Here is a 21,604-nt window from a genome sequence, read left to right as displayed (position 1 = left end):
CGGCGCCCCGCTACGAAGGGACTAATTCACGCGGGCCCGTACATGGTCACGCGGGCCAGTAGGTGCGGGACCAGCTCGACGCCCCCGGAGCCGGCAGCCGGTGCCGGGCGATGCGGGACGGGTCGGACCACGCGTCCCGGTCCGCCGCCGCGGCCGGGGCGTCCGGGACCGCCGCGGCGCGCGCCTGGACCACCGCCAGTGCGGCGGCCAGCTCCTCGGGGGTCGGATTGCCCCGTACGACCTTGATCATCACAGCGGCGCTCCTTACAGCGGGATGTTGCCGTGCTTCTTCGGGGGCAGTGATTCCCGCTTCGTACGCAGCTGACGCAGGCCGCGGACGACGTGGGCGCGGGTGTCGGAGGGCATGACCACCGCGTCGATGTAGCCGCGCTCGGCCGCCGTGTAGGGGTTGAGGAGGGTGTCCTCGTAGTCCTGGATGAGGCGGGCGCGGGTCTCCTCGACGTTCCCCGCGGCCTCGGCCGCGGCGATCGTCTTGCGGTGCAGGATGTTGACCGCGCCCTGCGCGCCCATGACGGCGATCTGCGCGGTGGGCCAGGCCAGGTTGAGGTCGGCGCCCAGGTGCTTGGAGCCCATGACGTCGTAGGCACCGCCGAAGGCCTTGCGCGTGATGATCGTGATGAGCGGCACGGTGGCCTCGGCGTACGCGAAGATCAGCTTGGCGCCGCGCCGGATGATGCCCTCGTGCTCCTGCTCGACGCCCGGCAGGAAGCCGGGGACGTCGACGAAGGTCAGCACCGGCACGTTGAAGGCGTCACACGTGCGGACGAACCGCGCGGCCTTCTCGGAGGCGTGGATGTCGAGGCAGCCGGCGAACTGCATCGGCTGGTTGGCGACGATGCCGACCGGGCTGCCCTCGACGCGCCCGAAGCCGGTGATGATGTTCGGCGCGAACAGCGACTGGGTCTCGAAGAAGTCCGCGTCGTCCACGACGTGTTCGATCGCCGTGCGCATGTCGTACGGCTGGTTCGCGCTGTCCGGGATGAGGGTGTCGAGCTCGCGGTCCTCGTCGGTGAGCGCGAGGTCGGCCTCCTCGGGGAAGGAGGGCGGCTCGCTCAGATTGTTCGACGGCAGGTAGGACAGCAGCGACTTGACGTACTCGATCGCGTCCTTCTCGTCGCCCGCCATGTGATGAGCGACACCCGAGCGCGAGTTGTGGGCGCGGGCGCCGCCCAGCTCCTCGAAGCCGACGTCCTCACCGGTGACCGTCTTGATGACGTCGGGGCCGGTGATGAACATGTGCGAGGTCTGGTCGACCATGACCGTGAAGTCGGTGATCGCGGGCGAGTAGACGGCGCCGCCCGCGCACGGCCCGACCACGAGCGAGATCTGCGGGATGACACCCGAGGCGTGCGTGTTGCGGCGGAAGATCTCGCCGTACATGCCGAGGGCCATGACGCCCTCCTGGATGCGGGCGCCGCCGGAGTCGTTGATGCCGATGACCGGGCAGCCGGTCTTCAGCGCGAAGTCCATCACCTTCATGATCTTCTGCCCGTAGACCTCGCCGAGGGCCCCGCCGAAGACCGTGAAGTCCTGCGAGAACACGGCGACGGGACGGCCGTCCACGGTGCCGTAACCGGTCACGACACCGTCGCCGTACGGCTTGTTGGCATCGAGGCCGAAGTCCGTGGAGCGGTGCCGGGCGAACTCGTCCAGCTCCACGAAGGAGTCCTCGTCGAGCAGCAGCTCGATCCGCTCGCGGGCGGTCAACTTGCCCTTGGCGTGCTGCTTTTCGACCGCGCGGGCGGAACCCGCATGGGTCGCCTCATCGATCCGGCGCCGCAGATCCTCGATCTTGCCTGCGGTCGTGTGGATGTCGGTCTGCGCTGTCGGCTGTTCCAACTCGGACATCGGGATGCGGCTCCCTGCCTGCTTCGACGCTGCTCACGGGGGACGGTTCGGGGAAGGTTAAAAAAAGGGGAGTGGGGCTACTGATTCGTAGCGTAGTGGCCTGAATACCGTTCAGCAGTGCGGTCTTTGCCACACCTAGGCTGGGTTGCATGACGCCGCGAGATGGTTCAGACGTACCCGCCAACCCCTGGTCCGACCTGGAGCGGCCGCCCCTGGCCGAGGCCGGCCTGCGCCGGTCCCTGGTACGGGAAGGGGGACTGTGGTCGTCCCTGGAGGTGGTGCCCCGCACGGGGTCCACCAACACGGATCTGGTGCAGCGGGCCTCGGCGGGGCCCGTGGCCGAGGGCACCGTGCTCGTCGCCGAGGAGCAGAGCGCGGCCCGCGGGCGGCTCGACCGCAGCTGGTCGGCGCCGCCGCGCTCGGGCCTGTTCTTCTCCGTGCTGCTCAAGCCGGGCGAGCACGAGGTGCCGGTGGCGCGCTGGGGCTGGCTGCCGCTGCTCACCGGGGTCGCGGTGGCCAGCGCACTCTCCTCCGCGGCCGGCGTCGACACCGCCCTGAAGTGGCCGAACGACGTGCTCCTCACGGTCGAAGGCGAGGAGCGCAAGGCCGGCGGCATCCTCCTGGAGCGGGCCGGGGCGGACGGCGTCGTGATCGGCGTCGGCCTGAACGTCTCGCTGCGCGCCGACGAGTTGCCCGTCCCGACGGCGGGTTCGCTCACGCTCGCCGGGGCGAAGGTCTTCGACCGGGAGCCGGTGCTGCGGGCCGTGCTGCGTTCGCTGGAGCGGTGGTACGTCGAGTGGTGCGCGGCCGAGGGCGACCCCGCGCTTTCCCGCTTGCAGGAGGCGTACGCGGCGGGCTGCGCCACGCTCGGCCGCCGGGTCCGGGCGATCCTGCCGGGTGACCGGGAGCTGATCGGCGAGGCGGTCGCGGTGGATGGCGACGGCCGCCTGGTGATCGCTACGGAGGCCGGGGGCCGGGAGGCGGTCGGCGCGGGCGATATCGTCCACCTGCGACCTGCGTAGAGGTGTACCACCCGGCGCCTCCCGGCCGACACCACCCGGAAGCGAACGGAGTGACGTGGGGCACAGAGGCTGCCGTAGAGTTGAGCCCGGTCGATACCTGACCGCGGCAGATCGGAAGGGCAGCAGGCGTGACCGTCGACGACTCGGGCTCCGGCACGGGCTCCCCCACCGACCCCGAGAAGCCGGAAGGAGCGGAACCAGGAGAGGCAGAGACAGAGGATCCCCTCGCTCTGCGGCTCGAAGGGCTCATCCTCGGGGCTGAGCGCAGATACACCCCGTTCCAGGCGGCGCGCAGCGCGGGCGTCTCCATGGAACTGGCCTCCCGGTTCTGGCGGGCCATGGGCTTCGCCGACATCGGCCAGGCCAAGGCGCTGACCGAGGCGGACGTGCTGGCGCTGCGGCGCCTCGCGGGCCTCGTGGAGGCGGGACTGCTCAGCGAGGCCATGGCCGTACAGGTCGCCCGGTCCACCGGACAGACCACCGCGCGGCTCGCCGAGTGGCAGATCGACTCGTTCCTGGAGGGCCTCACCGAGCCGCCGGAACCCGGCATGACCCGCACCGAGGTCACGTACCCGCTGATGGAGCTGCTCCTGCCGGAGCTGGAGGAGTTCCTCGTCTACGTGTGGCGGCGCCAGCTCGCCGCGGCGACCGGCCGCGTCGTGCAGGCCGGTGACGACGAGGAGATGGTCGACCGGCGGCTCGCCGTCGGCTTCGCGGACCTCGTCGGGTTCACGCGGCTCACCCGGCGCATGGAGGAGGAGGAACTCGGCGAGCTCGTCGAGGCCTTCGAGACCACCGCCGCGGACCTCGTCGCGGCGCACGGCGGCCGACTCGTCAAGACCCTCGGCGACGAGGTCCTGTACGCGGCCGACGACGCGGGCATCGCGAGCGAGATCGCGCTGCGCCTGATCGAGACGATGAGCAACGACGAGACGATGCCGGAGCTGCGCGTCGGCATCGCGTTCGGCACGGTCACCACGCGGATGGGCGATGTCTTCGGCTCGACCGTGAACCTCGCGAGCCGCCTCACGTCGATAGCGCCACGGGACAACGTGCTGGTGGACGGCGCCTTCGCCCAGGAACTGATCAGGATCGGGGAGACGCCCACCTCCGAGGCGGAGGCCGCGGCCGAGGCGCAGAAGGCGAAGGAGGACGGCGAGGAGCCGCCCACCTACCGGTTCGCGTTGCAGCCCATGTGGCAGCGGCCCGTGCGCGGCCTCGGAGTCGTGGAGCCCTGGACGCTGACCAGGCGCACCTGACAACCTTCGGTTAACTGGCGTTAACCGAAGGGGCGTGTCATGGGTGACGAGCGGCGGTTCGGGGAGTTCGTGGCGGTGCGGCGGCACGGGGACGAGGCCGTCGGGACGGTCGCCGAGCTGGTGCTCGACCGGCCGAAGGCCATGAACGCCGTGTCGAGCGACATGGCCCGCTCGATCACCGGCGCCTGCGAGGCGCTGGCGGCCGACCGGGACGTCCGGGTCGTCGTCCTCACCTCCAGCGCCGAGCGCGCCTTCTGCGTCGGCGCCGACCTCAAGGAGCGCAACTCCTTCTCCGACGCGGATCTGCTGCGCCAGCGGCCCGTCACCCGCGCCGCGTACACGGGCGTCCTGGAGCTGCCGATGCCGACGATCGCGGCCGTGCACGGCTTCGCGCTCGGCGGCGGCTTCGAGCTGGCGCTCGCCTGCGATCTGATCGTGGCCGACGGGACGGCCGTCATGGGGCTGCCCGAGGTGTCCGTCGGCGTGATCCCCGGCGGCGGCGGTACGCAGCTGCTGCCGCGCCGCGTCGGGGCCGCGCGGGCCGCCGAGCTGATCTTCACGGCGCGCCGGGTGCGGGCGGCGGAGGCCGGGGAGCTCGGGCTCGTGGACCAGGTCGTGGAGGCGGGCTCGGACCGCGAGGAGGCGCTCGCGCTCGGCGCCCGGATCGCCGCCAACTCGCCGGTCGGCCTGCGCGCCTCGAAGAAGGCGCTGCGCCTCGGGCACGGCCTCGACCTGCGGGCGGGCCTGGAGGTGGAGGACGCGGCCTGGCGGTCCGTGGCGTTCTCCGGGGACCGGGCCGAGGGGGTGGCGGCGTTCAACGAGAAGCGCAGCCCGCGGTGGCCGGGCGAGTGACGGGGAGCGGTCGCGACGCCGACCCGTCCGATTACGTTGCGTAGCCGTTATTCGGCCCGAACCCTCGGATCGACGTACCGAATTCACCGAAATGCCGGAAAACTCCTTACTCTGGAGTGATGGGTGAGGACGTTCGGCTACGCGCCGTGGTGACGCTCGCGCAAGGCATGGCCGCTGCGCGCAGCCCGCGCGACTCCTGGCGCGCGGCCGCGCGCGGCGCCTGCCGCGCGCTGTCCGGGAGCTTCGCCGCACTGTCCATGTGGGAGCGCGAGCGCGGACGGCTGCGGGTGCTCGTCAACGTGGGGGAGCTGGCCGAGGGCGAGGAGGAGTTCCCCGAGGGCGAGGGCTACCCGGTGCACCAGTTCCCCGAGATCACCGAGTTCCTGCACGAACGGTGGGCCAAGGGCGGCGAGCCGGACGCCTGGGTCGAGACGGCCGATGGCCCCGTGGACCGGGCCGGCTACTGCCACCAACGGGTCGCCGCGCTGCGCCGCAGGGGCCGCGGCTGCTGCGTCGTCGCGCCGATCGTGCTGCACGGGCGGGCGTGGGGTGAGCTGTATGTGGCGCGGCCGACCGGGGCTGAGGTGTTCGACCGCTCCGACGCGGACTTCGCCACGGTCCTCGCGGCGGTCGTCGCCGCCGGCCTCGCGCAGACCGAACGCCTGGAGGAGGCGCGCCGGCTCGCCTTCACCGACGCCCTGACCGGCCTCGCCAACCGGCGCGCGGTCGACATACGCCTCGACGAGGCCGTGGAACGGCACCGGGCCGACGGCTCCGTGGTCAGCCTCGTCGTCTGCGACCTCAACGGCCTGAAGCGGGTCAACGACACCTTCGGGCATGCGGCGGGCGACCGGCTCCTCGAACGGTTCGGCACGGTGCTCTCGCTGTGCGGCGCGATGCTGCCGGGAGCGCTCGCGGCGCGGCTCGGCGGCGACGAGTTCTCGCTCGTGGCCGTGGGGCCCTCGGCCGACGAGGTGGTCCGGGTGGGCGACGAGATCTGCTCCCGGGCCGCCGAGTTGGATCACGGTGACGGTGTCGCCTGCGGCATCGCGTCGACCGGGGACCCGATCGGCGAGGTGGCCAACGCGCGACGCCTCTTCCGCCTCGCGGACGCCGCACAGTACAAGGCGAAGGCGCTGCGCGCGGCGAAGCCCGTGGTGGCCGGCCGCGACGGCGGCCTCGACGACCCGGTGGTCCGCCTCGCGGACTCCCCGCCACCGGCTGCGGGCGAGGGCGAACGGCGCAGGATCAGGGGCCTGGAACCCGGCACCGGCCGGTAAGTGACGTGCCGCCCGGGCCAGTTGCTCCTACACCTCGAACGCCCTGCCCCTGCGCACCGAGAACGTCACGAAGCCGACCCCCAGGGCGAGGAAGGCCGAACCACCGATCACATACGGCGTCGTGTCCACCTGTCCCGTATCGGCCAGGCGGAGTTGACGGTCCGACTGCTCGGTGACCACCGTGGTGGTGCGCTGCTGGTCGGCATGGGTGATGCGCTCGGGGTTCGCCGTCGCTGTGGGAACGAACCACAGCGCGCCGAGGAGCGCAGCGGCGGCAGTGGCGGTGAACAGTGATCGACGTGCGGCAGACACGGAAGCGATCCCCCTTGTGGCGCTGGCGAATTGGCCGTGTGCCCTCATGTTAGTGACAGACGCGGGTCACAGGAAAGTCACGGGGCGGATGGGTCGTACGCTCCGGCCATGAGTACTGATGACACGTCACGTTTTGTTCGGCTGAAGGTGGAATTGGTCCTGGAGGTCGGCGACGCGGAGGCGCTGACCGGGGCCGCGCTGCAGCGCGTCGCGGAGGACGAGGGGACCGGGCCCGAGGAGCGTGCGCAGGCGGTGAGCGCCGTGGAGGAGGACGAGGCGGAGGCGGTCGCGTATCTCGTGGATCCGTTCGATCTGGTCGCCGATGTCCCGGGGACCGAGCTCGTGCAGGCCTCCTGGTCCAGTGAGCAGGTCGACTACGACCCCGACTCGCCGGATTGGGACCTCGGCGAGGATGATGAGGAGGAGGGGGACGCGGGAGACGGCGTGTAGCGGTCCTTGAAACGGGAACCCTGGGCGGCAACCGCTGCCCGGGGTTTTGTCGTCCCTGGTGAGGGGCTCGACGTGGTCTTGCCCACACCGGCGGTTCCTCGGGAACGGGATGAACCGGTCACGGCGTTCACTGGGAACGAGGGGACTGTTGTGTCCTCTCGGGCCCGCTGTCGACCGGGCTCGGGGCGGTCGGCGGCAGGGGAATTCGGCGAAGTCGGGAAATTCGGCGACTATGGAGAAGCGTGTGATAACGGACGGTAAGCGGCGCAAGGGTCTGATGGCCGCGTCCGCTCTGCTCGGCGGTGTGCTCGTGCTGACGGCCTGTGGCGGCGGCGACGAGGGCGGCGGCTCGGGCAAGAAGGAATCGCAGGCGCAGGCCGACGAGGCCGCGGCGAAGAAGACCTCCGAGGCCGATATCAAGATCGCGCCGAAGGACGGCTCCGACAACGCGAGCATCAACAGCGCCGCGAAGGTCACCGTGAGCAAGGGATCGCTCACCGATGTCGCCATGACCACGGCCGACGGCACGAAGGTCGACGGGCAGATCGCCGCCGACAAGAAGAGCTGGAAGCCGACGAACCAGCTCGAGCGCGCCACGACGTACAAGATCGCTGCCGAGGCGAAGGACTCCGACGGCCGCGCGGCCCACGAGAACTCGCAGTTCACGACGGTGTCCCCGGCCAACAGCTTCATCGGGAACTTCACGCCGGAGGACGGCTCGACCGTCGGTGTCGGCATGCCGGTGTCGATCAACTTCGACAAGGCCATCAGCAACAAGGCCGACGTCCAGGACCACGTCACCGTCACGTCCAGCAGCGGCCAGGAGGTCGTCGGGCACTGGTTCAACGACACCCGTCTCGACTTCCGGCCCGATGACTACTGGAAGGGCGGCTCCACCGTCACGCTGAAGCTCGACCTGGACGGGGTCGAGGGCGCGGACGGCGTGACCGGTGTGCAGCAGAAGACCGTTTCGTTCAAGGTCGGCCGCAACCAGGTCTCGACGGTCGACGCGAAGACCAAGATGATGACGGTCACGCGGGACGGGAAGACGGTCAAGACCATCCCGATCTCCGCCGGTTCGCCCGAGAACAAGACGTACGAGGGCCAGATGGTGATCTCCGAGAAGTTCAAGGAGACCCGGATGGACGGCGCGACGGTCGGCTTCAAGGACGGCGACGGCAAGGGCGAGTACGACATCAAGGACGTGCCGCACGCGATGCGTCTGTCGAGCTCCGGCACGTTCATCCACGGCAACTACTGGGGCGCCAAGTCGATCTTCGGTGGCGCGAACACCAGCCACGGCTGCGTCGGCCTCCAGGACGCCAAGGGCGCCAATGACGGCAGCACGCCGGGCGCCTGGTTCTACAACAACTCGATGGTCGGCGACGTCGTCGTCATCAAGAACACCGGTGACAAGACGGTCCAGCCGGACAACGGGCTGAACGGCTGGAACATGGACTGGGAGCAGTGGAAGGCGGGTTCCGCCGCGTAACGGGCCGGGTCATACCCGGCGGGGGTCTCATGTCGTTCTCATGACGGCCTCACGCAACCCTTACAACGCCGCCATACCGTTTCGCCGCAGCGGGAGCCGGAGCGTCATCGAACGCTCCGGCTTCCGCTGATTCCTTATCAAACGCCCCCTTTTGAGTGGGCCGTCATCGGCGAGGCTTCGATGTTCTTCACCTATCTCCGGCGTGAGCTGCGCCGCCGCAGAAAAGCGGCGCTCGTCGTCGCCTCCGGGCTCGCGCTCGGGATCGCGCTCGTCATCGTGGTCAACTCGGTGTCCTCCGGGATGACCCAGGCGCAGGGGAAGGTCCTGCAGTCGCTCTACGGCCTGGGTACGGACATGACCGTCACCAAGGCCGCGAGCGCGCCGAAGGCGGGTGACGACACGGGCCGGCCGAGGTTCGACTTCGACGCCAAGGACAGCGACTCCGGGGACAAGCAGCAGTCCAGCGACCGGGTGATGGTGCAGGGCCTGACGACCCTCGCCGACTCGACCGTCTCGAAGGTCGCCGACCAGCAGGGCGTCGCCGACACGGTCGGCGGGCTCAGCCTGCAGGTGATGAAGGTCAGCGGACAGTTCACGCGCGGCCAGTTCAAGCAGGACGAGAGCAACGGCGGTGGCGCGCAGGGCGGCCCCGGCGGCGGCGGTGAGGGCGGCCAGCCGCAGGGTCGCGTGCAGGGCGGTGGCGCCAACTTCGACGTCAACTCCTTCTCCGTCTACGGCACCGACGTCACCCGGCAGAAGCTCGGCCCGCTGACCTCCTCGAAGATCACCAAGGGGCGGAGCTTCACGACCTCCGAGACGGACGCGAAGGTCGCCGTCGTCGACTCCTCGTACGCGAAGGAGAAGAAGCTCGCCGTCGGCGACAAGGTCACGGTCAAGGGCGCCAAGTACCGGGTCATCGGGGTGGCGACCGCCGACAGCGGGGACGCCGCAGCCAATCTCTACGTGCCGCTGAAGCAGGCCCAGACGCTCGCGGACAGCAAGAACAAGGTGACGACGGTCTACGTCAGGGCGACCGACTCGCAGCAGATCGACGCCGTGAAGACGGCCATCCAGAAGAACGTCGGCGGCACCACCGTCACCACGTCCGCCGATCTCGCCGACACCGTCTCGGGCTCCCTGTCGACCGCCTCGAACCTCGCCTCGAACGTCGGCAAGTGGCTGTCGATCGCGGTGCTCGTCGCCGCGTTCCTGGTGGCGGGGCTGCTCACGTCCTCGGCCGTGTCCCGGCGGGTACGGGAGTTCGGCACGCTCAAGGCGCTCGGCTGGACGTCGGGCCGGGTGACGCGGCAGGTCGTCGGTGAGGCGGTCGTCAACGGGCTGATCGGTGGCGTCCTCGGCATCGCCGTCGGGCTCGCGGGCGCGTACGCCGTGACGGCGATCAGCCCCACGCTGTCCGCGCAGCTCGGCGGCACGGGCGGCGGCACGGGCGGCGGTGCCGGTACGGGCGGCGGCCCCGGTGGCGGTGGCTTCGGCGGAGGCGGCGGAATGATGCGCCAGGCGGCAGGGGGAGGGGCGAAGACCCTCGACATCGCGCTCAGCGCGCCCGTCTCCGCCACCACCATCGCCCTCGCGGTCGGCCTCGCCGTCGCCGGCGGGCTGATCGCCGGCGCGTTCGGCGGCTGGCGGGCCTCGCGGCTCCGCCCGGCGGACGCGCTGCGCCGCGTCGAGTAGCACCACCGGTACCGCCCATCACCTTACGTAGTACAGGAGTTGCACCATGTATCAGCTCACCGGCGTGACCAAGCAGTACCGGCGCGGCAAGGACACCGTCGACGCGCTCGCGGGCGTCGATCTGGCCATCGGCGACGGCGACCGGCTCGTCATCCAGGGCCCCACGGGCGGCGGCAAGTCGACCCTGCTCCAGATGCTCGGCGGGCTCGACCGGCCGACGGCGGGCAGTGTCGTGCTCGACGGGGTCGACCTGGCGACGCTGCCGGAGGCCCGGCTCACCAAGGTCCGCGCCGAGTCCATCGGCTTCGTCTTCCAGTCCTTCAACCTCGTCCCGACGCTCAGCGCGCTGGAGAACGTCGAGACGGCCCTCGTGCCGCTGGGCCTCAAGGGCGCTGAGCGGCGGGAGCGGGCCGCGGAGGCGCTGCGGTCCGTGGGGCTCGGTGAGCGGCTGCGGCATCTGCCGGCGGAGCTGTCCGGCGGTCAGCAGCAGCGTGTCGCCATCGCGCGGGCCCTGGTGAAGAACCCGAAGGTGCTGCTCGCCGACGAGCCGACGGGCAACCTCGACGAGTCGATGCGCGACGAGATCATGGACGTACTGGAGGAGCTCTGGAAGGAGCACGGGCCGACGTTCGTGATGGTGACCCACGACTCGGCGATCGCGCGGAAGGCGCCCCGCCTCGCGACGATCAGTCAGGGGCGGATCACGGTCACGGAGAACGCGTCCGCGGCCTGACGGGGCGCCCACGATCGCTTCAAGGTGAATACGTGGCAACCAAAAGGTTGTACTCAATCGGCGGGTGTGCCGTTTGTCACGTGTCACACGGGTCCCAGATGTTTGCCAATGCCCCAATTCCCAAGCGGTCACATCAATACACTCGCCTCTCATGTGTGAGTGGAACGTGGAGAACGGGCGCCGAATGTGGTCGCTTCGTCCGGACCGGGGCCGGCCGGGCGGCAACGCCGGCGCCGACGCCTGATGGGGGCACGACACAAACAAGCAAGGGATCCGCGGGCGCACTGGCTGCTGCTCGCCCTCACCCTGCCGGTGCTTCTCGGTGCCCTCCTCTTCCAGGGCTGGACCCAGAACGAGGTGGACGGCGCCAAGGCGAAGCCTGCCTGTACGCGGCCCGTGCCCGAGTCGGCCTCCGGCGCGGGCCCGGTGCTGTCCATCGACGGCGGCCGGGTGCACAGCGCCTCGATGCGGCCCGGCACCGTCGCGCTCACCTATGACGGCGGCCCCTATCCGAAGGCGACACCGAAGCTGCTCGCGCTGCTCAAGAAGCATCACGCGCACGCCACGTTCTTCCTCAACGGCGCCAAGGCCGCGCAGCATCCGAAGCTGGTCGAGCGGATCAGGGCCGACGGGCACGACATCGGCTCCAACACCTACACCGGCGCCGACCTGGGCAGCTCGTCCAAGGTGCGCAGCAAGCTCGAACTGGGCCTGACCCAGAGCGCGTTCGCGGGCAGCGGCGGCTTCCACACCACACTCCTGCGGATGCCGATGACCACCACCGTCGCCACGATGTGCGGCGGCGAGTGGCCCGCCGCTCAGGCGGCGTCCGCCGACGGCTACACCCTGGTCGCGGCCGACCACTCCGGGCAGCGGGTGCGGGACGGCCTGGTGCGTCAGCTCAGCCAGACCTCGCTCGGCTACCGCGAGACACAGAAACTGCTGGCGAACCCGCAGGCCACGAACTTCGCCACCATCACGGAGGGCGCGCAGACCAATCAGCGGGCGACGTCCGAGGTGGCCGCGCCCGTGCGCTGGCTCGGGCAGGGCCTGATCTGGTTCCAGACCCTCGGCCGCAGCTTCGTCTCGGCCATCTCGTGGGTCCTCCTCGCGGCCGCGGGGCTCGGTGTGCTGCGCCTGTTCGTGCTCGTGCTGTTCGCCCGCGCGCACGTCAGGCGCCTGGAGCGGTTCCGCCCCGGCTCGCCCTGGCTGCGCGAGATCCGCGACCCGGTGACCGTGCTCGTACCCGCGTACAACGAGGAGGCCGGTATCGGCGCGACGCTGCGCTCGCTGCTCGCCTCCACCCACCAGCCGATGCAGATCATCGTCATCGACGACGGGTCGAGCGACCGCACGGTGCAGATCGCGAGTGAGTACGCGGCCCGCGACGCGCGCGTGCAGGTGCTGTGCCAGCCCAACTCGGGCAAGGCGGCGGCCCTCAACCACGGTCTGAAGTACACCCGTTGCCCGTACGTCGTGATGATCGACTCGGACACCGTCTTCGAGGCCGACGCGATCCAGCGCCTGATCCAGCCACTGGCCCACCCGGCGGTCGGCGCGGTCAGCGGCAACACCAAGGTCGGCAACCGCAAGCGGCTGCTGGGCCGTTGGCAGCACCTGGAGTACGTCTTCGGGTTCAACCTGGACCGCCGGATGTTCGAGGTCCTGGAGTGCATGACGACCGTGCCCGGCGCGATCGGCGCCTTCCGGCTCGACGCGCTGATGGGCGTCGGCGGCCTGAGCGAGGACACCCTCGCCGAGGACACCGACCTCACCATGGCGCTGTGGCGGGCCGGCTGGCGGGTCGTGTACGAGGAGACCGCCATCGCGTGGACCGAAGTGCCCACGTCCCTGCGGCAGTTGTGGCGCCAGCGCTACCGCTGGTGCTACGGCACCCTCCAGGCGATGTGGAAGCACCGGGGCGCGGTCCTGGAGGTCGGGCCCGCGGGCCGCTTCGGGCGGCGCGGCCTCTCCTACCTGTTCCTCTTCCAGGTCGTGCTGCCGCTCCTTGCCCCGATGATCGACGTCTTCATGTTCTACAGCGCCGTGTTCGCCGGTGACACGGTCACGTCCGTGGTGGCCTGGCTGGGCTTCCTCGGCCTCCAGATGGTCGTCGCGGCGTACGCCCTGAAGCTCGACGGAGAGCGCAGGCGCACGCTCTGGTCACTGCCCCTCCAGCTGTTCGTGTACCGGCAGTTGATGTACCTCGTGGTCATCCAGTCCGTGGTGGCCTTCGTGGGCGGCAGCCGGCTCAAGTGGCAGCGCATGCACCGTTCCGGAACGGCCGCCGCGGCGGCCCAGCACATCGTCAGGCCGGCCGAGCAGCCGGACCTGCCGGTCGCGAGGTGACGACCTTGAACCCCAGCGCATACACCCCGACGCCCCACTCGTACGAAGTCGAGCACCACCCGTACGACCCGGTGCCGCCGAACCGGCCCGGCGGGCGGGCCGACGGCGGGTACAAGCGCAGCGAGCGCGAGCCCAAGCGCAAGCGGCGGCGCACCAAGTTCGGGCTCCTGGTGCGCGGACTCTGCCTGCTCGTGCTCCTCGCGGTGCTTGCGGGCGCGGGGACGTACGTGTGGGCGGGCACCCGGCTCGACGGGGAGGTCGACCTGGCCTCGCTGCCGACCCGGGCAGCCCCGGGCAAGGGCACCAACTACCTGATCGTGGGCTCCGACAGCCGCGAGGGCCTCAGCGAGAAGCAGACCAAGAACCTGCACACCGGCTCCGAGCTGGGCTCCGAGGGGCGCCGCACCGACTCGATGATGGTGCTGCACACCGGCGCCCACGGCACCACCCTCACCAGCCTGCCGCGTGACTCCTGGGTCACCATCCCGCCGTACGTGGACCCGAAGACCGGCATCCACCACAAGCCGGCGAAGAACAAGCTCAACGCGGCGTTCTCGCTCGGCGGTCCCGAACTCCTGGTCCGCGCGGTCGAGTCGAACACCGGGCTGCGGATCAGCCACTACACGGAGATCGGCTTCGCCGGGTTCGTCGGCATCGTCGACGCGGTCGGCGGCGTGCCGATGTGCGTCGACCGGCACATCGTCGACGACAAGGCGGGGCTCGACCTGGCCAAGGGCTGCCACAACCTGACGGGCCGCGAGGCGCTCGGCTTCGTGCGCCAGCGCCACCAGGAGAAGGAGGGCGACGTCGGCCGCTCCCGCAACCAGCAGAAGTTCCTCTCCGCGCTCGCCAAGAAGGCCTCGTCGCCCGGCGTGCTGATGAACCCGTCCACCATGTACGGCACCGCGGGCGCGGGCCTGGACACGCTCATCGTCGATAAGTCGACGGGGGTTCCGGAGCTGACGCGGCTGTTCAAGGCGATGCAAGGGGTGTCGTCGGGGCAGGGCAGGCAACTGGGCGTGCCCGTGGGCACGTTGGGCCTCGCCACCTCCAAGGGCAGCGCCATCCTCTGGGACAAGGAGAAGGCGAACCTTCTCTTCTCCGAGCTGCGGGAGGACCGGCCGGTGACCCTCCAGGGCTGAGCGGGACGCTCCGGTTGTGCTCGTCGCTGACAGCGTGGCCGGGGCACCCCCGAGGTGGTTTGGTGTGGCGCATGACGACTCGATCCCAGCGCACCATCGAGTACATCCGCTACCGCATCCCCGAGGACCGCTCGGCCGAGTTCCTGGCGGCGTACACCCGCGCGGCACGGCAACTGGCGGCCTCGGAGCACTGCGTCTCGTACGAACTCACCCGCTGCGAAGAGGACTTCGAGCACTACATCCTGCGCATCGTGTGGACGTCGACCGAGGACCACCTGAAGGGCTTCCGCGCCTCCGAGCTCTTCCCGGTGTTCCTCACCGAGATCCGCCCCTACGTCGGGTACATCGACGAGATGCGCCACTACGCGCCGACCACGGTGCGCGGCACGGGCTCGTCGGAACCCACGCTCTACGAATGGGCGGGCGGCGCGGCGGCGTTCGACCGCCTCACCGCAATCTTCTACACGAAGGTGGTGAAGGACGACCTCCTCGGCCCGCTCTTCGCCGACCTTCCGGCGGAGCACGCGGCACATGTGGCCCTGTGGCTCGGCGAGGTCTTCGGCGGCCCTGAGGCCTACTCCGAACAGCACGGCGGCCACAGCCACATGGTGGCCATGCACATCGGCAAGGGCGTCACGGAACCGCAGCGCCGCCGCTGGGTCAACCTCATCCAGGACGCCGCCGACGAGGCGGACCTGCCGACGGACGCGGAGTTCCGCTCCGCGTTCCTCGCGTACATCGAGTGGGGCACACGCCTGGCGCTCCACTTCTCGGGCCCGGGAGCAGAACGCCCGTCGGAACAGCCGGTGCCGCACTGGACGTGGGGCGCGGCGCACCCGTACCTATCAAGCCCCTCCGGCGCTTGAGGAGCGGGGCCCGGGGCGGAGCCCCGAGACGTCTACAACTTCGCCCGCACCGAGTCGTCCACACCCCAACTCGCCAGCAACCGCAGCGCCTCCGCCGACGCCGATCCCGGCTCCGCGTGGTACACGGACAGGAACTGCCCGTCGTCGTCCGGCAGGTGCAACGTCTCGTAGGCGAGCGTCAGTTCACCCACCAGGGGGTGCCGCATGCGCTTCACGCCGTGGCCCTTCTCCTTCACGTCGTGGGTGGCCCACAGCCGCCTGAACTCCTCGCTCTTGACGGAGAGTTCGCCGACCAGGGCCGACAGCTCCGGGTCCTCCGGATTGCGTCCCGCGTACAGCCGCAGATAGCTCACCATGTCGGTCGCCTTGGAGTCCCAGTCGATGAACAGCTCCCGGTAGTCCGGGTTCAGGAACGTGAGCCGCGCCCAGTTCCGCTCCGCGCGCGGCATCCGCCCCCAGTCGCCGAACAGCGCCGCCGCCATCCGGTTCCACGCGAGGATGTCCGAGCGCGCCCCGCCGATGTAGGCGGGCACGCCCTCCAGCGATTCGAGCAGGTGGCGCAGCGCGGGCCGCACCTGCTGCTGCCGCTTGGGTGCCGGGTGCTTGCGGCGCTGCCGGGTCGGACTGGCCAGGTGGACGAGGTGCGCGTGCTCGGTGTCGCTGAGCCGCAGGGCGCGCGCGATCGCGTCGAGCACCTCCGCCGACACATTGCGCCCGTTGCCCTGTTCCAGGCGCGTGTAGTACGCGACCGAGACCCCGGCGAGCTGCGCCAGCTCCTCGCGCCGCAGGCCCGGCACCCGCCGGTGCCGCCCCATCGAGGCGAGCCCCACGTCCTCCGGCTTGAGCCGGGCCCTCCGGGTACGCAGGAACTCGCTCAGCTCGGCGCGCCGGTCCAGGTGGTCCGGGCGGTCCGCCGCGGGTTCCCCGGCCGCATCGTTCTCGTCCATGCTGTCCAGTATTCCCCGTCGTACGACCGGGAGCCTGACCCCGCCAGTAGTAGGACCACTGAACGTACGCAAAGCGGTGACCTGCGCATTCTTTGGAGATCCGGGTGGGTCGGGAGCAGGCTGGAGGCCATGACCACGACTGTTGCCGCATACGCCGCCCCCAGCGCCAAGGCCCCGCTGGAGCGCACCACCATCGAGCGCCGCACCGTCGGCGAGCACGACGTACTGATCGACATCAAGTTCGCCGGAATCTGTCACTCCGACATCCACCAGGCCCGCGAGGGCTGGGGCGAGGCCATCTTCCCGATGGTGCCGGGGCACGAGATCGCCGGTGTCGTGGAGGCCGTCGGCGCGGGCGTCACCAAGTTCAAGGTCGGCGACCGGGTCGGCGTCGGCTGCATGGTCGACTCCTGTGGCCAGTGCGAGCCCTGCCGTTCCGGCCAGGAGCAGCACTGCGTCAAGGGGAACGTCCAGACGTACAACGCCGTCGGCAAGGACGGCGAGCCCACCTACGGCGGCTACTCGCAGAAGGTCGTCGTCACCGAGGGCTTCGTCCTCGGCATCCCCGAGGGCCTCGCGCTCGACGTGGCCGCGCCGCTGCTCTGCGCCGGCATCACCACGTACTCCCCGCTGAAGCACTGGGGCGCGGGCCCCGGCAAGAAGGTCGCGGTCGTCGGTCTCGGCGGCCTCGGCCACATGGGCGTCAAGATCGCGCACGCGCTCGGCGCGGAGGTCACCGTCCTCTCGCAGTCGCTGCGCAAGAAGGACGACGGCCTGAAGCTGGGCGCCGACCACTACTACGCGACCAGCGACCCGAAGACCTTCGAGGAGCTGGCCGGCACCTTCGACGTCATCCTCTCCACGGTCTCCGCGCAGGTGGACTTCGGCGCCTACCTGGGCCTGCTGAAGACGGGCGGCGCGCTCGTCAACGTCGGCGCCCCCGAGGAGCCGATCGCGCTCAACCTGTTCTCCCTCATCGGCGGCAACAAGGTGCTCGCCGGCTCCATGATCGGCGGCATCGCCGAGACCCAGGAGATGCTCGACTTCTGCGCCGAGCACGGCCTCGGCGCCGAGATCGAACTGATCGAGGCGAGCCAGGTCAACGAGGCGTACGAGCGGGTCCTCGGCTCGGACGTGCGCTACCGCTTCGTGATCGACGCGGCGACCATCTGAGCGTCCGCACCACTTTCATGACCTGAGAGGTCATGGCCGCCCTCCCCGGGCCCCGGCAGGATCGACCCCGTACCCACCAGATCCTGCCGGACCCGAGGGAGGGCTCTTCCATGACCGCCTACGCCATCGCCGTACTCGGCACCACGCCCGGCGCGCCGCACCCCGACGTCCTCACGTACATCGAGCGCGTCCAGTCCACCTTCACCCCGTACGGCGGCCGCTTCCTGGTCCACGGCACGAAGGGGGAGTGGCTGGAAGGGGAGCCGCTCGGCGGCATCGTGATGATCGAGTTCCCCGACCTGGAGGCGGCCCACGCCTGGTACGCGTCCCCCGCCTACCAGCAGATCCTCCCGTTGCGCACCGACCACCTGCCCGGCAGCCTGGTGCTCCTGGAGGGCGTCCCGGAGTCGTACGACGCGGCGCGCACGGCGGCCGCCATGCGCGCGGCCGGCTGATCAGCGGTTCCGGCAGGCCCCGGAGGGGATCAGTGCCGCAGCGTCGCCGGGCTCCCGCCGTTCGCCTCGTAACCGGCCACGGCGAGCGCCCGGTACACCGCGTACGAGGCCGCCGGGTCGGGCTCGGCGGTCCACGGGATCGCGCCCACATGCCCGTCGACGTGCACCAGCTGCCGCATCGCCTCGGACCAGCGCTCGCCGCGTACCAGGAAGAACACCAGCAGGTGCCGGACGTGCGCGAGCATCGGGTCGTCGGGGCGCGCGGAGTGCACCGCGAACAGGGCCCCGTGCAGGGCCTTCGTGACGACCTCGCTCTCGTAGAAGCCGCGCACCAGGTTCACCTCGGGCACGTGCTCGTACAGCGCGAACAGCGGCAGCGCGGCGAGCAGCGAGCCGCGCGGCGCACGCGCGGCGGCGGCCTCGGCGAACGAGAAGGCCTGCTCGCGCGAGCCGTGCCACTTCTCCGTCCAGTACCGAAGTCCGGCCAGATGGGCGCCCATGTGTCCCGGCGCGGTGTCGAGGATCTTCAGCCACAGCTGCTCGAACTCGGCCTGCGAGTAGCCGAGTCCGCGCGCGACGGCGAGGTGCGTGATGTGCGGGACGGGGTCGCCGGGAGCGAGCAGCGCCGCCTGGTCACAGGCATCGCGCGCCTCTTCGAGGACGATCCGCTGCTCGTCGGGCGTGCCGCCGCCGCGCCACGCCTGCTGCACCAGGAACTCGGCGAAGACCTGCGCCCCGCCCGCGTCCTTCGGCTGCTGCGACCGCCACGCGTGCAGCCACCCGGCACCGAGCCGCGGCGTCTGCTGGGCCTCGAGGGCCGCGGCCCCCGCGACCGCCTGCACGCGCTCCCACCGGGTCTCGGTCTCCTTGCCGGTCCCGGCGAGCAGTTGGGCGGCCGCGGTGAAGTCCTGGTTCCGCTGCACGACCGCCATCACGTCGAGCAGGTCCTGGTCGGGCCCCGGGAGCCGGACGTCCAGCTCCTCCTGAAGCATGAACCCGTAGTCGGCCGGGTCGGCGGCGTCCGGCGACCCCGGAGCGACCTGCCGAATCCCGCCGCGGCGGCGCAGCAACTGCGACACCACGAGCCCGATCATGACCGCGGCCATCAGCCCCCAGAGAATTCCCATATCAACAACGCTAACGTGCCGGTCCGACACGGGGTTCCCGACCGCGGTGGCGGTAAAAGGGCGCTGCGCCCCACCTCCGCGCGCCGGAGCGCCTACGCTCGGGCGCCATGAGCGACACGCACAGCCACAGCGGCAGCACCCCGCGCGGCTTCGAGACCACCGCCATCCACGCCGGCAACACGGCCGACCCCGTGACCGGCGCCGTCGTCCCGCCGATCTACCAGGTCTCCACGTACAAGCAGGACGGCGTGGGCGGCCTGCGCGGCGGATACGAGTACAGCCGCAGCGCCAACCCGACCCGTACCGCGCTGGAGGAGAACCTCGCCGCCCTTGAGGGCGGCAGGCGCGGGCTCGCCTTCGCCTCCGGGCTCGCCGCCGAGGACTGCCTGCTGCGCACGCTGCTCAGCCCCGGCGACCACGTGGTCATCCCGAACGACGCGTACGGCGGCACGTTCCGGCTGTTCGCGAAGGTCGTGACGCGGTGGGGCGTCGAGTGGTCGGTGGCGGACACCAGCGACGTCGAGTCGGTGCGCGCCGCGATCACCCCGATGACCAAGGCCGTGTGGGTGGAGACGCCCTCCAACCCGCTCCTCGGAATCACCGACATCGCCGCCGTCGCCCAGGTCGCCCGCGATGCCGGGGCCAAGCTCGTCGTCGACAACACCTTCGCCAGCCCCTACCTCCAGCAGCCGCTCGCGCTCGGCGCCGACGTCGTCGTGCACTCGATGACCAAGTACATGGGCGGCCACTCCGACGTCGTCGGCGGCGCGCTTGTCGTCAACGACGACGCCCTCGCCGAGGACCTCGCGTTCCACCAGAACGCGATGGGCGCGATCGCAGGCCCCTTCGACGCCTGGCTGGTGCTGCGCGGCATCAAGACGCTGCCCGTCCGCATGGACCGGCACAGCGAGAACGCGACCCGCGTCGCCGACATGCTCTCCCGCCACCCGCGGGTCACGAAGGTGCTCTACCCGGGCCTGCCCGAGCACCCCGGGCACGAGATCGCGGCGAAGCAGATGAAGGCCTTCGGCGGCATGGTGTCCTTCCAGGTCGAGGGCGGCGAGGAAGCCGCCGTCGAGGTCTGCAACCGGGCGAAGCTCTTCACGCTGGGCGAGTCCCTCGGCGGCGTCGAGTCCCTCGTCGAGCACCCGGGCCGGATGACGCACGCTTCCGTCGCGGGCTCCGCCCTGGAGGTCCCCGCCGACCTCGTACGGCTCTCCGTGGGCATCGAGTCGGTCGACGACCTGCTCGCGGACCTCCAGCAGGCGCTCGACAAGAAGTAGGTCACCAGCCGGTCAGCTGTGGAGTCGTCTTCGAGGGCGGCTCCACCCACGGCCGCTCGACCGTCGCCCACACGACGAACGCCACGACGGCGACGACCAGCACGAACCACAGGAACCGCGACACCGCCCGGCGCCGCTTGCGCGCGCGGCCGCCCCTGCGCATCGCGTCCGCGCACAGCTCCGTCGGCACCACGGGCGCGGGCCCGCTGTCGAGCACGGCACGCACGGCCGCCTCATTGCGCTCCTGGAGACTCATGCCGGGGCCGCTCCCCGCAGATCGGCGGGCGCGGGGCCGCGCGGCGGGTGCAGGACGAGGGCCATCGCCCGCGCGTGCACGGTGCGGACGCGCTCCGCGGGCAGCCCGAGCAGCGACGCGGTCTGCTCCTCGCCGACCCCTTCGAAGAGCCGCAGCACGAGAACAAGCCGCTCCTGAGGGCTGAGCCGACCCAACGCGCCGCCACGCGCGCGGTGCTGTCGCCAGGCGCCGCGGGCGAACCGGACGGCCAGATCCTTGCGCGCGCAGTCGTAGGGATCCTCACCCCGAAGACGGTCCCAGGAGGCGTACGTCCGGCCGAGGGCGGCCGTGAGCAGCTTCCGCGCGCGCGGGTTGTCGTCCGAAGGTTCCCCCGTAAGGAGTGTCGCGGCACGCAGCAGTCGCCCGGCCGCGCCCGCGACGAACGCCTCGAACTCACGGGCCCGGCGGGCGTCCTGCAACGCCTGCCGTTGACGCACCCTTCATATGAGGCCGACCGCGGCTCCCTGGTCAAGAGGCGGGAGTCGGTCATGCCGTACTGGTGTGCCGGGGAACCGTCAGGAGTCGGCGGGCGGAGTCGGCTGGCCGTGGCGAGCGGAGAGCGCGGAATTGAAGCGTGCGAGGAGCGCACAGAACTGCTCGCGCTCCTGCGGCTCCCACTCCTGCGTCAACTGCGCCATCAATTCCTGCCTGGATGTGCGTACCTCGTCCAGCCGGGCCGCACCGCGCGGCGACAACTGCAACACCACCGCACGTCCGTCCTCCGGGTGAGAGGTGCGCTTGACGAGCCCCGTGTCGACGAGCGGGGCGACCTGGCGGGTCACCGTCGAGGAGTCGATCCCCATGCTCGACGCGAGCGCCTTGACGCCCATCGGGCCTTCCTTGTCGAGGCGGTTGAGCAGCAGATAGGCCGCTCGATCCATCGAATTTCGCACCTGCCCGACCCCGCCGAGCCGGGTCTGTTCGGCGCGACGGGCGAAGACCGCCACCTCGTGCTGGAGCGTTTCGAGGAGGCCGGTGTCACCAGCGGTCGTCATGTCCATCGTTT

The 21,604-nt window shown here is 70.8% G+C and carries 22 protein-coding genes; 14 read left to right on the top strand and 8 right to left on the bottom strand.

Annotation, left to right across the window (positions count from 1 at the left end; all coding sequences use genetic code 11):
* Positions 1–46: 46 nt before the first annotated feature.
* Positions 47–253 carry an acyl-CoA carboxylase subunit epsilon gene (locus OKJ99_RS21645; protein ID WP_326018755.1) on the bottom strand — a complete coding sequence of 69 codons (207 nt, stop codon included), beginning with the start codon at positions 251–253 and terminating at the stop codon, positions 47–49.
* Between the two features lie 11 nt (positions 254–264).
* A complete protein-coding gene (locus OKJ99_RS21640) occupies positions 265–1,869 on the bottom strand; it encodes an acyl-CoA carboxylase subunit beta (RefSeq protein WP_326018753.1) in 1,605 nt (534 codons plus the stop codon).
* A gap of 149 nt (positions 1,870–2,018) precedes the next feature.
* On the opposite strand from OKJ99_RS21640, the gene OKJ99_RS21635 reads away from it, so the two are divergent.
* The 4 genes from OKJ99_RS21635 (at position 2,019) to OKJ99_RS21620 (ending at position 6,282) form a co-directional block, all read left to right on the top strand.
* On the top strand, positions 2,019–2,891 hold the full coding sequence (locus OKJ99_RS21635) for a biotin--[acetyl-CoA-carboxylase] ligase (RefSeq protein ID WP_326018751.1): 873 nt from the start codon (positions 2,019–2,021) through the stop codon (positions 2,889–2,891).
* A gap of 128 nt (positions 2,892–3,019) precedes the next feature.
* Complete coding sequence (locus OKJ99_RS21630) at positions 3,020–4,150, top strand: adenylate/guanylate cyclase domain-containing protein (RefSeq protein WP_326018749.1); 1,131 nt, start codon at positions 3,020–3,022, stop codon at positions 4,148–4,150.
* A 39-nt stretch (positions 4,151–4,189) separates the two neighbouring features.
* Complete coding sequence (locus OKJ99_RS21625) at positions 4,190–5,002, top strand: enoyl-CoA hydratase/isomerase family protein (protein WP_326018747.1); 813 nt, start codon at positions 4,190–4,192, stop codon at positions 5,000–5,002.
* 119 nt (positions 5,003–5,121) lie between these two features.
* Entirely contained in the window at positions 5,122–6,282 is a 1,161-nt protein-coding gene (locus OKJ99_RS21620) for a GGDEF domain-containing protein (RefSeq protein WP_326018745.1), read from the top strand.
* Between the two features lie 27 nt (positions 6,283–6,309).
* Here OKJ99_RS21620 and OKJ99_RS21615 read toward each other — a convergent pair whose 3' ends face one another.
* Entirely contained in the window at positions 6,310–6,642 is a 333-nt protein-coding gene (locus tag OKJ99_RS21615; protein WP_407700737.1) for a hypothetical protein, read from the bottom strand.
* A gap of 60 nt (positions 6,643–6,702) precedes the next feature.
* Here OKJ99_RS21615 and OKJ99_RS21610 point away from each other — a divergent pair, with 60 nt between their 5' ends.
* The 7 genes from OKJ99_RS21610 to OKJ99_RS21580 all read left to right on the top strand — a co-directional run bounded on the left by OKJ99_RS21610 (position 6,703) and on the right by OKJ99_RS21580 (position 15,318).
* Positions 6,703–7,044, top strand: coding sequence for a hypothetical protein (locus OKJ99_RS21610; RefSeq protein WP_326018741.1), 342 nt, complete (start codon positions 6,703–6,705; stop codon positions 7,042–7,044).
* A gap of 232 nt (positions 7,045–7,276) precedes the next feature.
* Entirely contained in the window at positions 7,277–8,536 is a 1,260-nt protein-coding gene (locus OKJ99_RS21605) for a L,D-transpeptidase (protein ID WP_326018739.1), read from the top strand.
* Between the two features lie 180 nt (positions 8,537–8,716).
* Complete coding sequence (locus tag OKJ99_RS21600) at positions 8,717–10,228, top strand: ABC transporter permease (protein WP_326018737.1); 1,512 nt, start codon at positions 8,717–8,719, stop codon at positions 10,226–10,228.
* Positions 10,229–10,274: 46 nt separating this feature from the next.
* A complete protein-coding gene (locus OKJ99_RS21595; protein ID WP_326018735.1) occupies positions 10,275–10,961 on the top strand; it encodes an ABC transporter ATP-binding protein in 687 nt (228 codons plus the stop codon).
* A 243-nt stretch (positions 10,962–11,204) separates the two neighbouring features.
* Positions 11,205–13,310: a bifunctional polysaccharide deacetylase/glycosyltransferase family 2 protein gene (locus OKJ99_RS21590; RefSeq protein WP_326018734.1), complete on the top strand. Its 2,106-nt coding sequence runs from the start codon at positions 11,205–11,207 to the stop codon at positions 13,308–13,310.
* Complete coding sequence (locus tag OKJ99_RS21585) at positions 13,307–14,452, top strand: LCP family protein (RefSeq protein WP_407700736.1); 1,146 nt, start codon at positions 13,307–13,309, stop codon at positions 14,450–14,452. Before OKJ99_RS21590 ends, OKJ99_RS21585 begins: the two co-directional genes overlap by 4 nt.
* A gap of 71 nt (positions 14,453–14,523) precedes the next feature.
* Positions 14,524–15,318 (top strand): group II truncated hemoglobin, encoded by a 795-nt coding sequence (locus tag OKJ99_RS21580; RefSeq protein ID WP_326018730.1) that lies wholly within the window; start codon positions 14,524–14,526, stop codon positions 15,316–15,318.
* A 32-nt stretch (positions 15,319–15,350) separates the two neighbouring features.
* Here the strand turns inward: OKJ99_RS21580 and OKJ99_RS21575 are convergent, their stop codons facing one another.
* Entirely contained in the window at positions 15,351–16,265 is a 915-nt protein-coding gene (locus OKJ99_RS21575; protein ID WP_326018729.1) for an MmyB family transcriptional regulator, read from the bottom strand.
* A 129-nt stretch (positions 16,266–16,394) separates the two neighbouring features.
* Here OKJ99_RS21575 and OKJ99_RS21570 point away from each other — a divergent pair, with 129 nt between their 5' ends.
* Positions 16,395–17,438, top strand: a complete 1,044-nt coding sequence (locus tag OKJ99_RS21570) for an NAD(P)-dependent alcohol dehydrogenase (protein ID WP_326018727.1) — start codon at positions 16,395–16,397, stop codon at positions 17,436–17,438.
* Positions 17,439–17,548: 110 nt separating this feature from the next.
* Positions 17,549–17,893: a DUF1330 domain-containing protein gene (locus tag OKJ99_RS21565; protein WP_326018725.1), complete on the top strand. Its 345-nt coding sequence runs from the start codon at positions 17,549–17,551 to the stop codon at positions 17,891–17,893.
* A 29-nt stretch (positions 17,894–17,922) separates the two neighbouring features.
* On the opposite strand, the gene OKJ99_RS21560 is transcribed toward OKJ99_RS21565, so the two are convergent.
* Positions 17,923–19,020 carry a hypothetical protein gene (locus OKJ99_RS21560; RefSeq protein ID WP_326018723.1) on the bottom strand — a complete coding sequence of 366 codons (1,098 nt, stop codon included), beginning with the start codon at positions 19,018–19,020 and terminating at the stop codon, positions 17,923–17,925.
* Between the two features lie 107 nt (positions 19,021–19,127).
* On the opposite strand from OKJ99_RS21560, the gene OKJ99_RS21555 reads away from it, so the two are divergent.
* Positions 19,128–20,303 (top strand): cystathionine gamma-synthase, encoded by a 1,176-nt coding sequence (locus OKJ99_RS21555; RefSeq protein WP_326018721.1) that lies wholly within the window; start codon positions 19,128–19,130, stop codon positions 20,301–20,303.
* A gap of 1 nt (position 20,304) precedes the next feature.
* On the opposite strand, the gene OKJ99_RS21550 is transcribed toward OKJ99_RS21555, so the two are convergent.
* From OKJ99_RS21550 to OKJ99_RS21540, 3 genes are all read right to left on the bottom strand, one after another.
* On the bottom strand, positions 20,305–20,559 hold the full coding sequence (locus OKJ99_RS21550) for a hypothetical protein (protein ID WP_326018719.1): 255 nt from the start codon (positions 20,557–20,559) through the stop codon (positions 20,305–20,307).
* Complete coding sequence (locus OKJ99_RS21545; protein ID WP_326018717.1) at positions 20,556–21,035, bottom strand: sigma factor-like helix-turn-helix DNA-binding protein; 480 nt, start codon at positions 21,033–21,035, stop codon at positions 20,556–20,558. Before OKJ99_RS21545 ends, OKJ99_RS21550 begins: the two co-directional genes overlap by 4 nt.
* A gap of 78 nt (positions 21,036–21,113) precedes the next feature.
* On the bottom strand, positions 21,114–21,599 hold the full coding sequence (locus tag OKJ99_RS21540) for a MarR family winged helix-turn-helix transcriptional regulator (RefSeq protein ID WP_326018767.1): 486 nt from the start codon (positions 21,597–21,599) through the stop codon (positions 21,114–21,116).
* Positions 21,600–21,604 lie beyond the last annotated feature (5 nt).

It is taken from the genome of Streptomyces endophyticus, assembly GCF_035798155.1.
GTDB lineage: Bacteria > Actinomycetota > Actinomycetes > Streptomycetales > Streptomycetaceae > Streptomyces > Streptomyces endophyticus.
This window is presented reverse-complemented; position numbering and strand designations above follow the sequence as displayed.

Coding starts and splice junctions, on each gene's coding strand:
- OKJ99_RS21635 (WP_326018751.1), top strand. CDS start 2,019: ATGACGCCGCGAGATGGTTCAGACGTACCCGCCAACCCCTGGTCCGAC.
- OKJ99_RS21540 (WP_326018767.1), bottom strand. CDS start 21,599: ATGGACATGACGACCGCTGGTGACACCGGCCTCCTCGAAACGCTCCAG.
- OKJ99_RS21605 (WP_326018739.1), top strand. CDS start 7,277: ATGGAGAAGCGTGTGATAACGGACGGTAAGCGGCGCAAGGGTCTGATG.
- OKJ99_RS21550 (WP_326018719.1), bottom strand. CDS start 20,559: ATGAGTCTCCAGGAGCGCAATGAGGCGGCCGTGCGTGCCGTGCTCGAC.
- OKJ99_RS21570 (WP_326018727.1), top strand. CDS start 16,395: ATGACCACGACTGTTGCCGCATACGCCGCCCCCAGCGCCAAGGCCCCG.
- OKJ99_RS21575 (WP_326018729.1), bottom strand. CDS start 16,265: ATGGACGAGAACGATGCGGCCGGGGAACCCGCGGCGGACCGCCCGGAC.
- OKJ99_RS21610 (WP_326018741.1), top strand. CDS start 6,703: ATGAGTACTGATGACACGTCACGTTTTGTTCGGCTGAAGGTGGAATTG.
- OKJ99_RS21600 (WP_326018737.1), top strand. CDS start 8,717: ATGTTCTTCACCTATCTCCGGCGTGAGCTGCGCCGCCGCAGAAAAGCG.
- OKJ99_RS21580 (WP_326018730.1), top strand. CDS start 14,524: ATGACGACTCGATCCCAGCGCACCATCGAGTACATCCGCTACCGCATC.
- OKJ99_RS21640 (WP_326018753.1), bottom strand. CDS start 1,869: ATGTCCGAGTTGGAACAGCCGACAGCGCAGACCGACATCCACACGACC.
- OKJ99_RS21620 (WP_326018745.1), top strand. CDS start 5,122: ATGGGTGAGGACGTTCGGCTACGCGCCGTGGTGACGCTCGCGCAAGGC.
- OKJ99_RS21555 (WP_326018721.1), top strand. CDS start 19,128: ATGAGCGACACGCACAGCCACAGCGGCAGCACCCCGCGCGGCTTCGAG.
- OKJ99_RS21590 (WP_326018734.1), top strand. CDS start 11,205: ATGGGGGCACGACACAAACAAGCAAGGGATCCGCGGGCGCACTGGCTG.
- OKJ99_RS21625 (WP_326018747.1), top strand. CDS start 4,190: ATGGGTGACGAGCGGCGGTTCGGGGAGTTCGTGGCGGTGCGGCGGCAC.
- OKJ99_RS21595 (WP_326018735.1), top strand. CDS start 10,275: ATGTATCAGCTCACCGGCGTGACCAAGCAGTACCGGCGCGGCAAGGAC.
- OKJ99_RS21560 (WP_326018723.1), bottom strand. CDS start 19,020: ATGGGAATTCTCTGGGGGCTGATGGCCGCGGTCATGATCGGGCTCGTG.
- OKJ99_RS21615 (WP_407700737.1), bottom strand. CDS start 6,642: ATGAGGGCACACGGCCAATTCGCCAGCGCCACAAGGGGGATCGCTTCC.
- OKJ99_RS21565 (WP_326018725.1), top strand. CDS start 17,549: ATGACCGCCTACGCCATCGCCGTACTCGGCACCACGCCCGGCGCGCCG.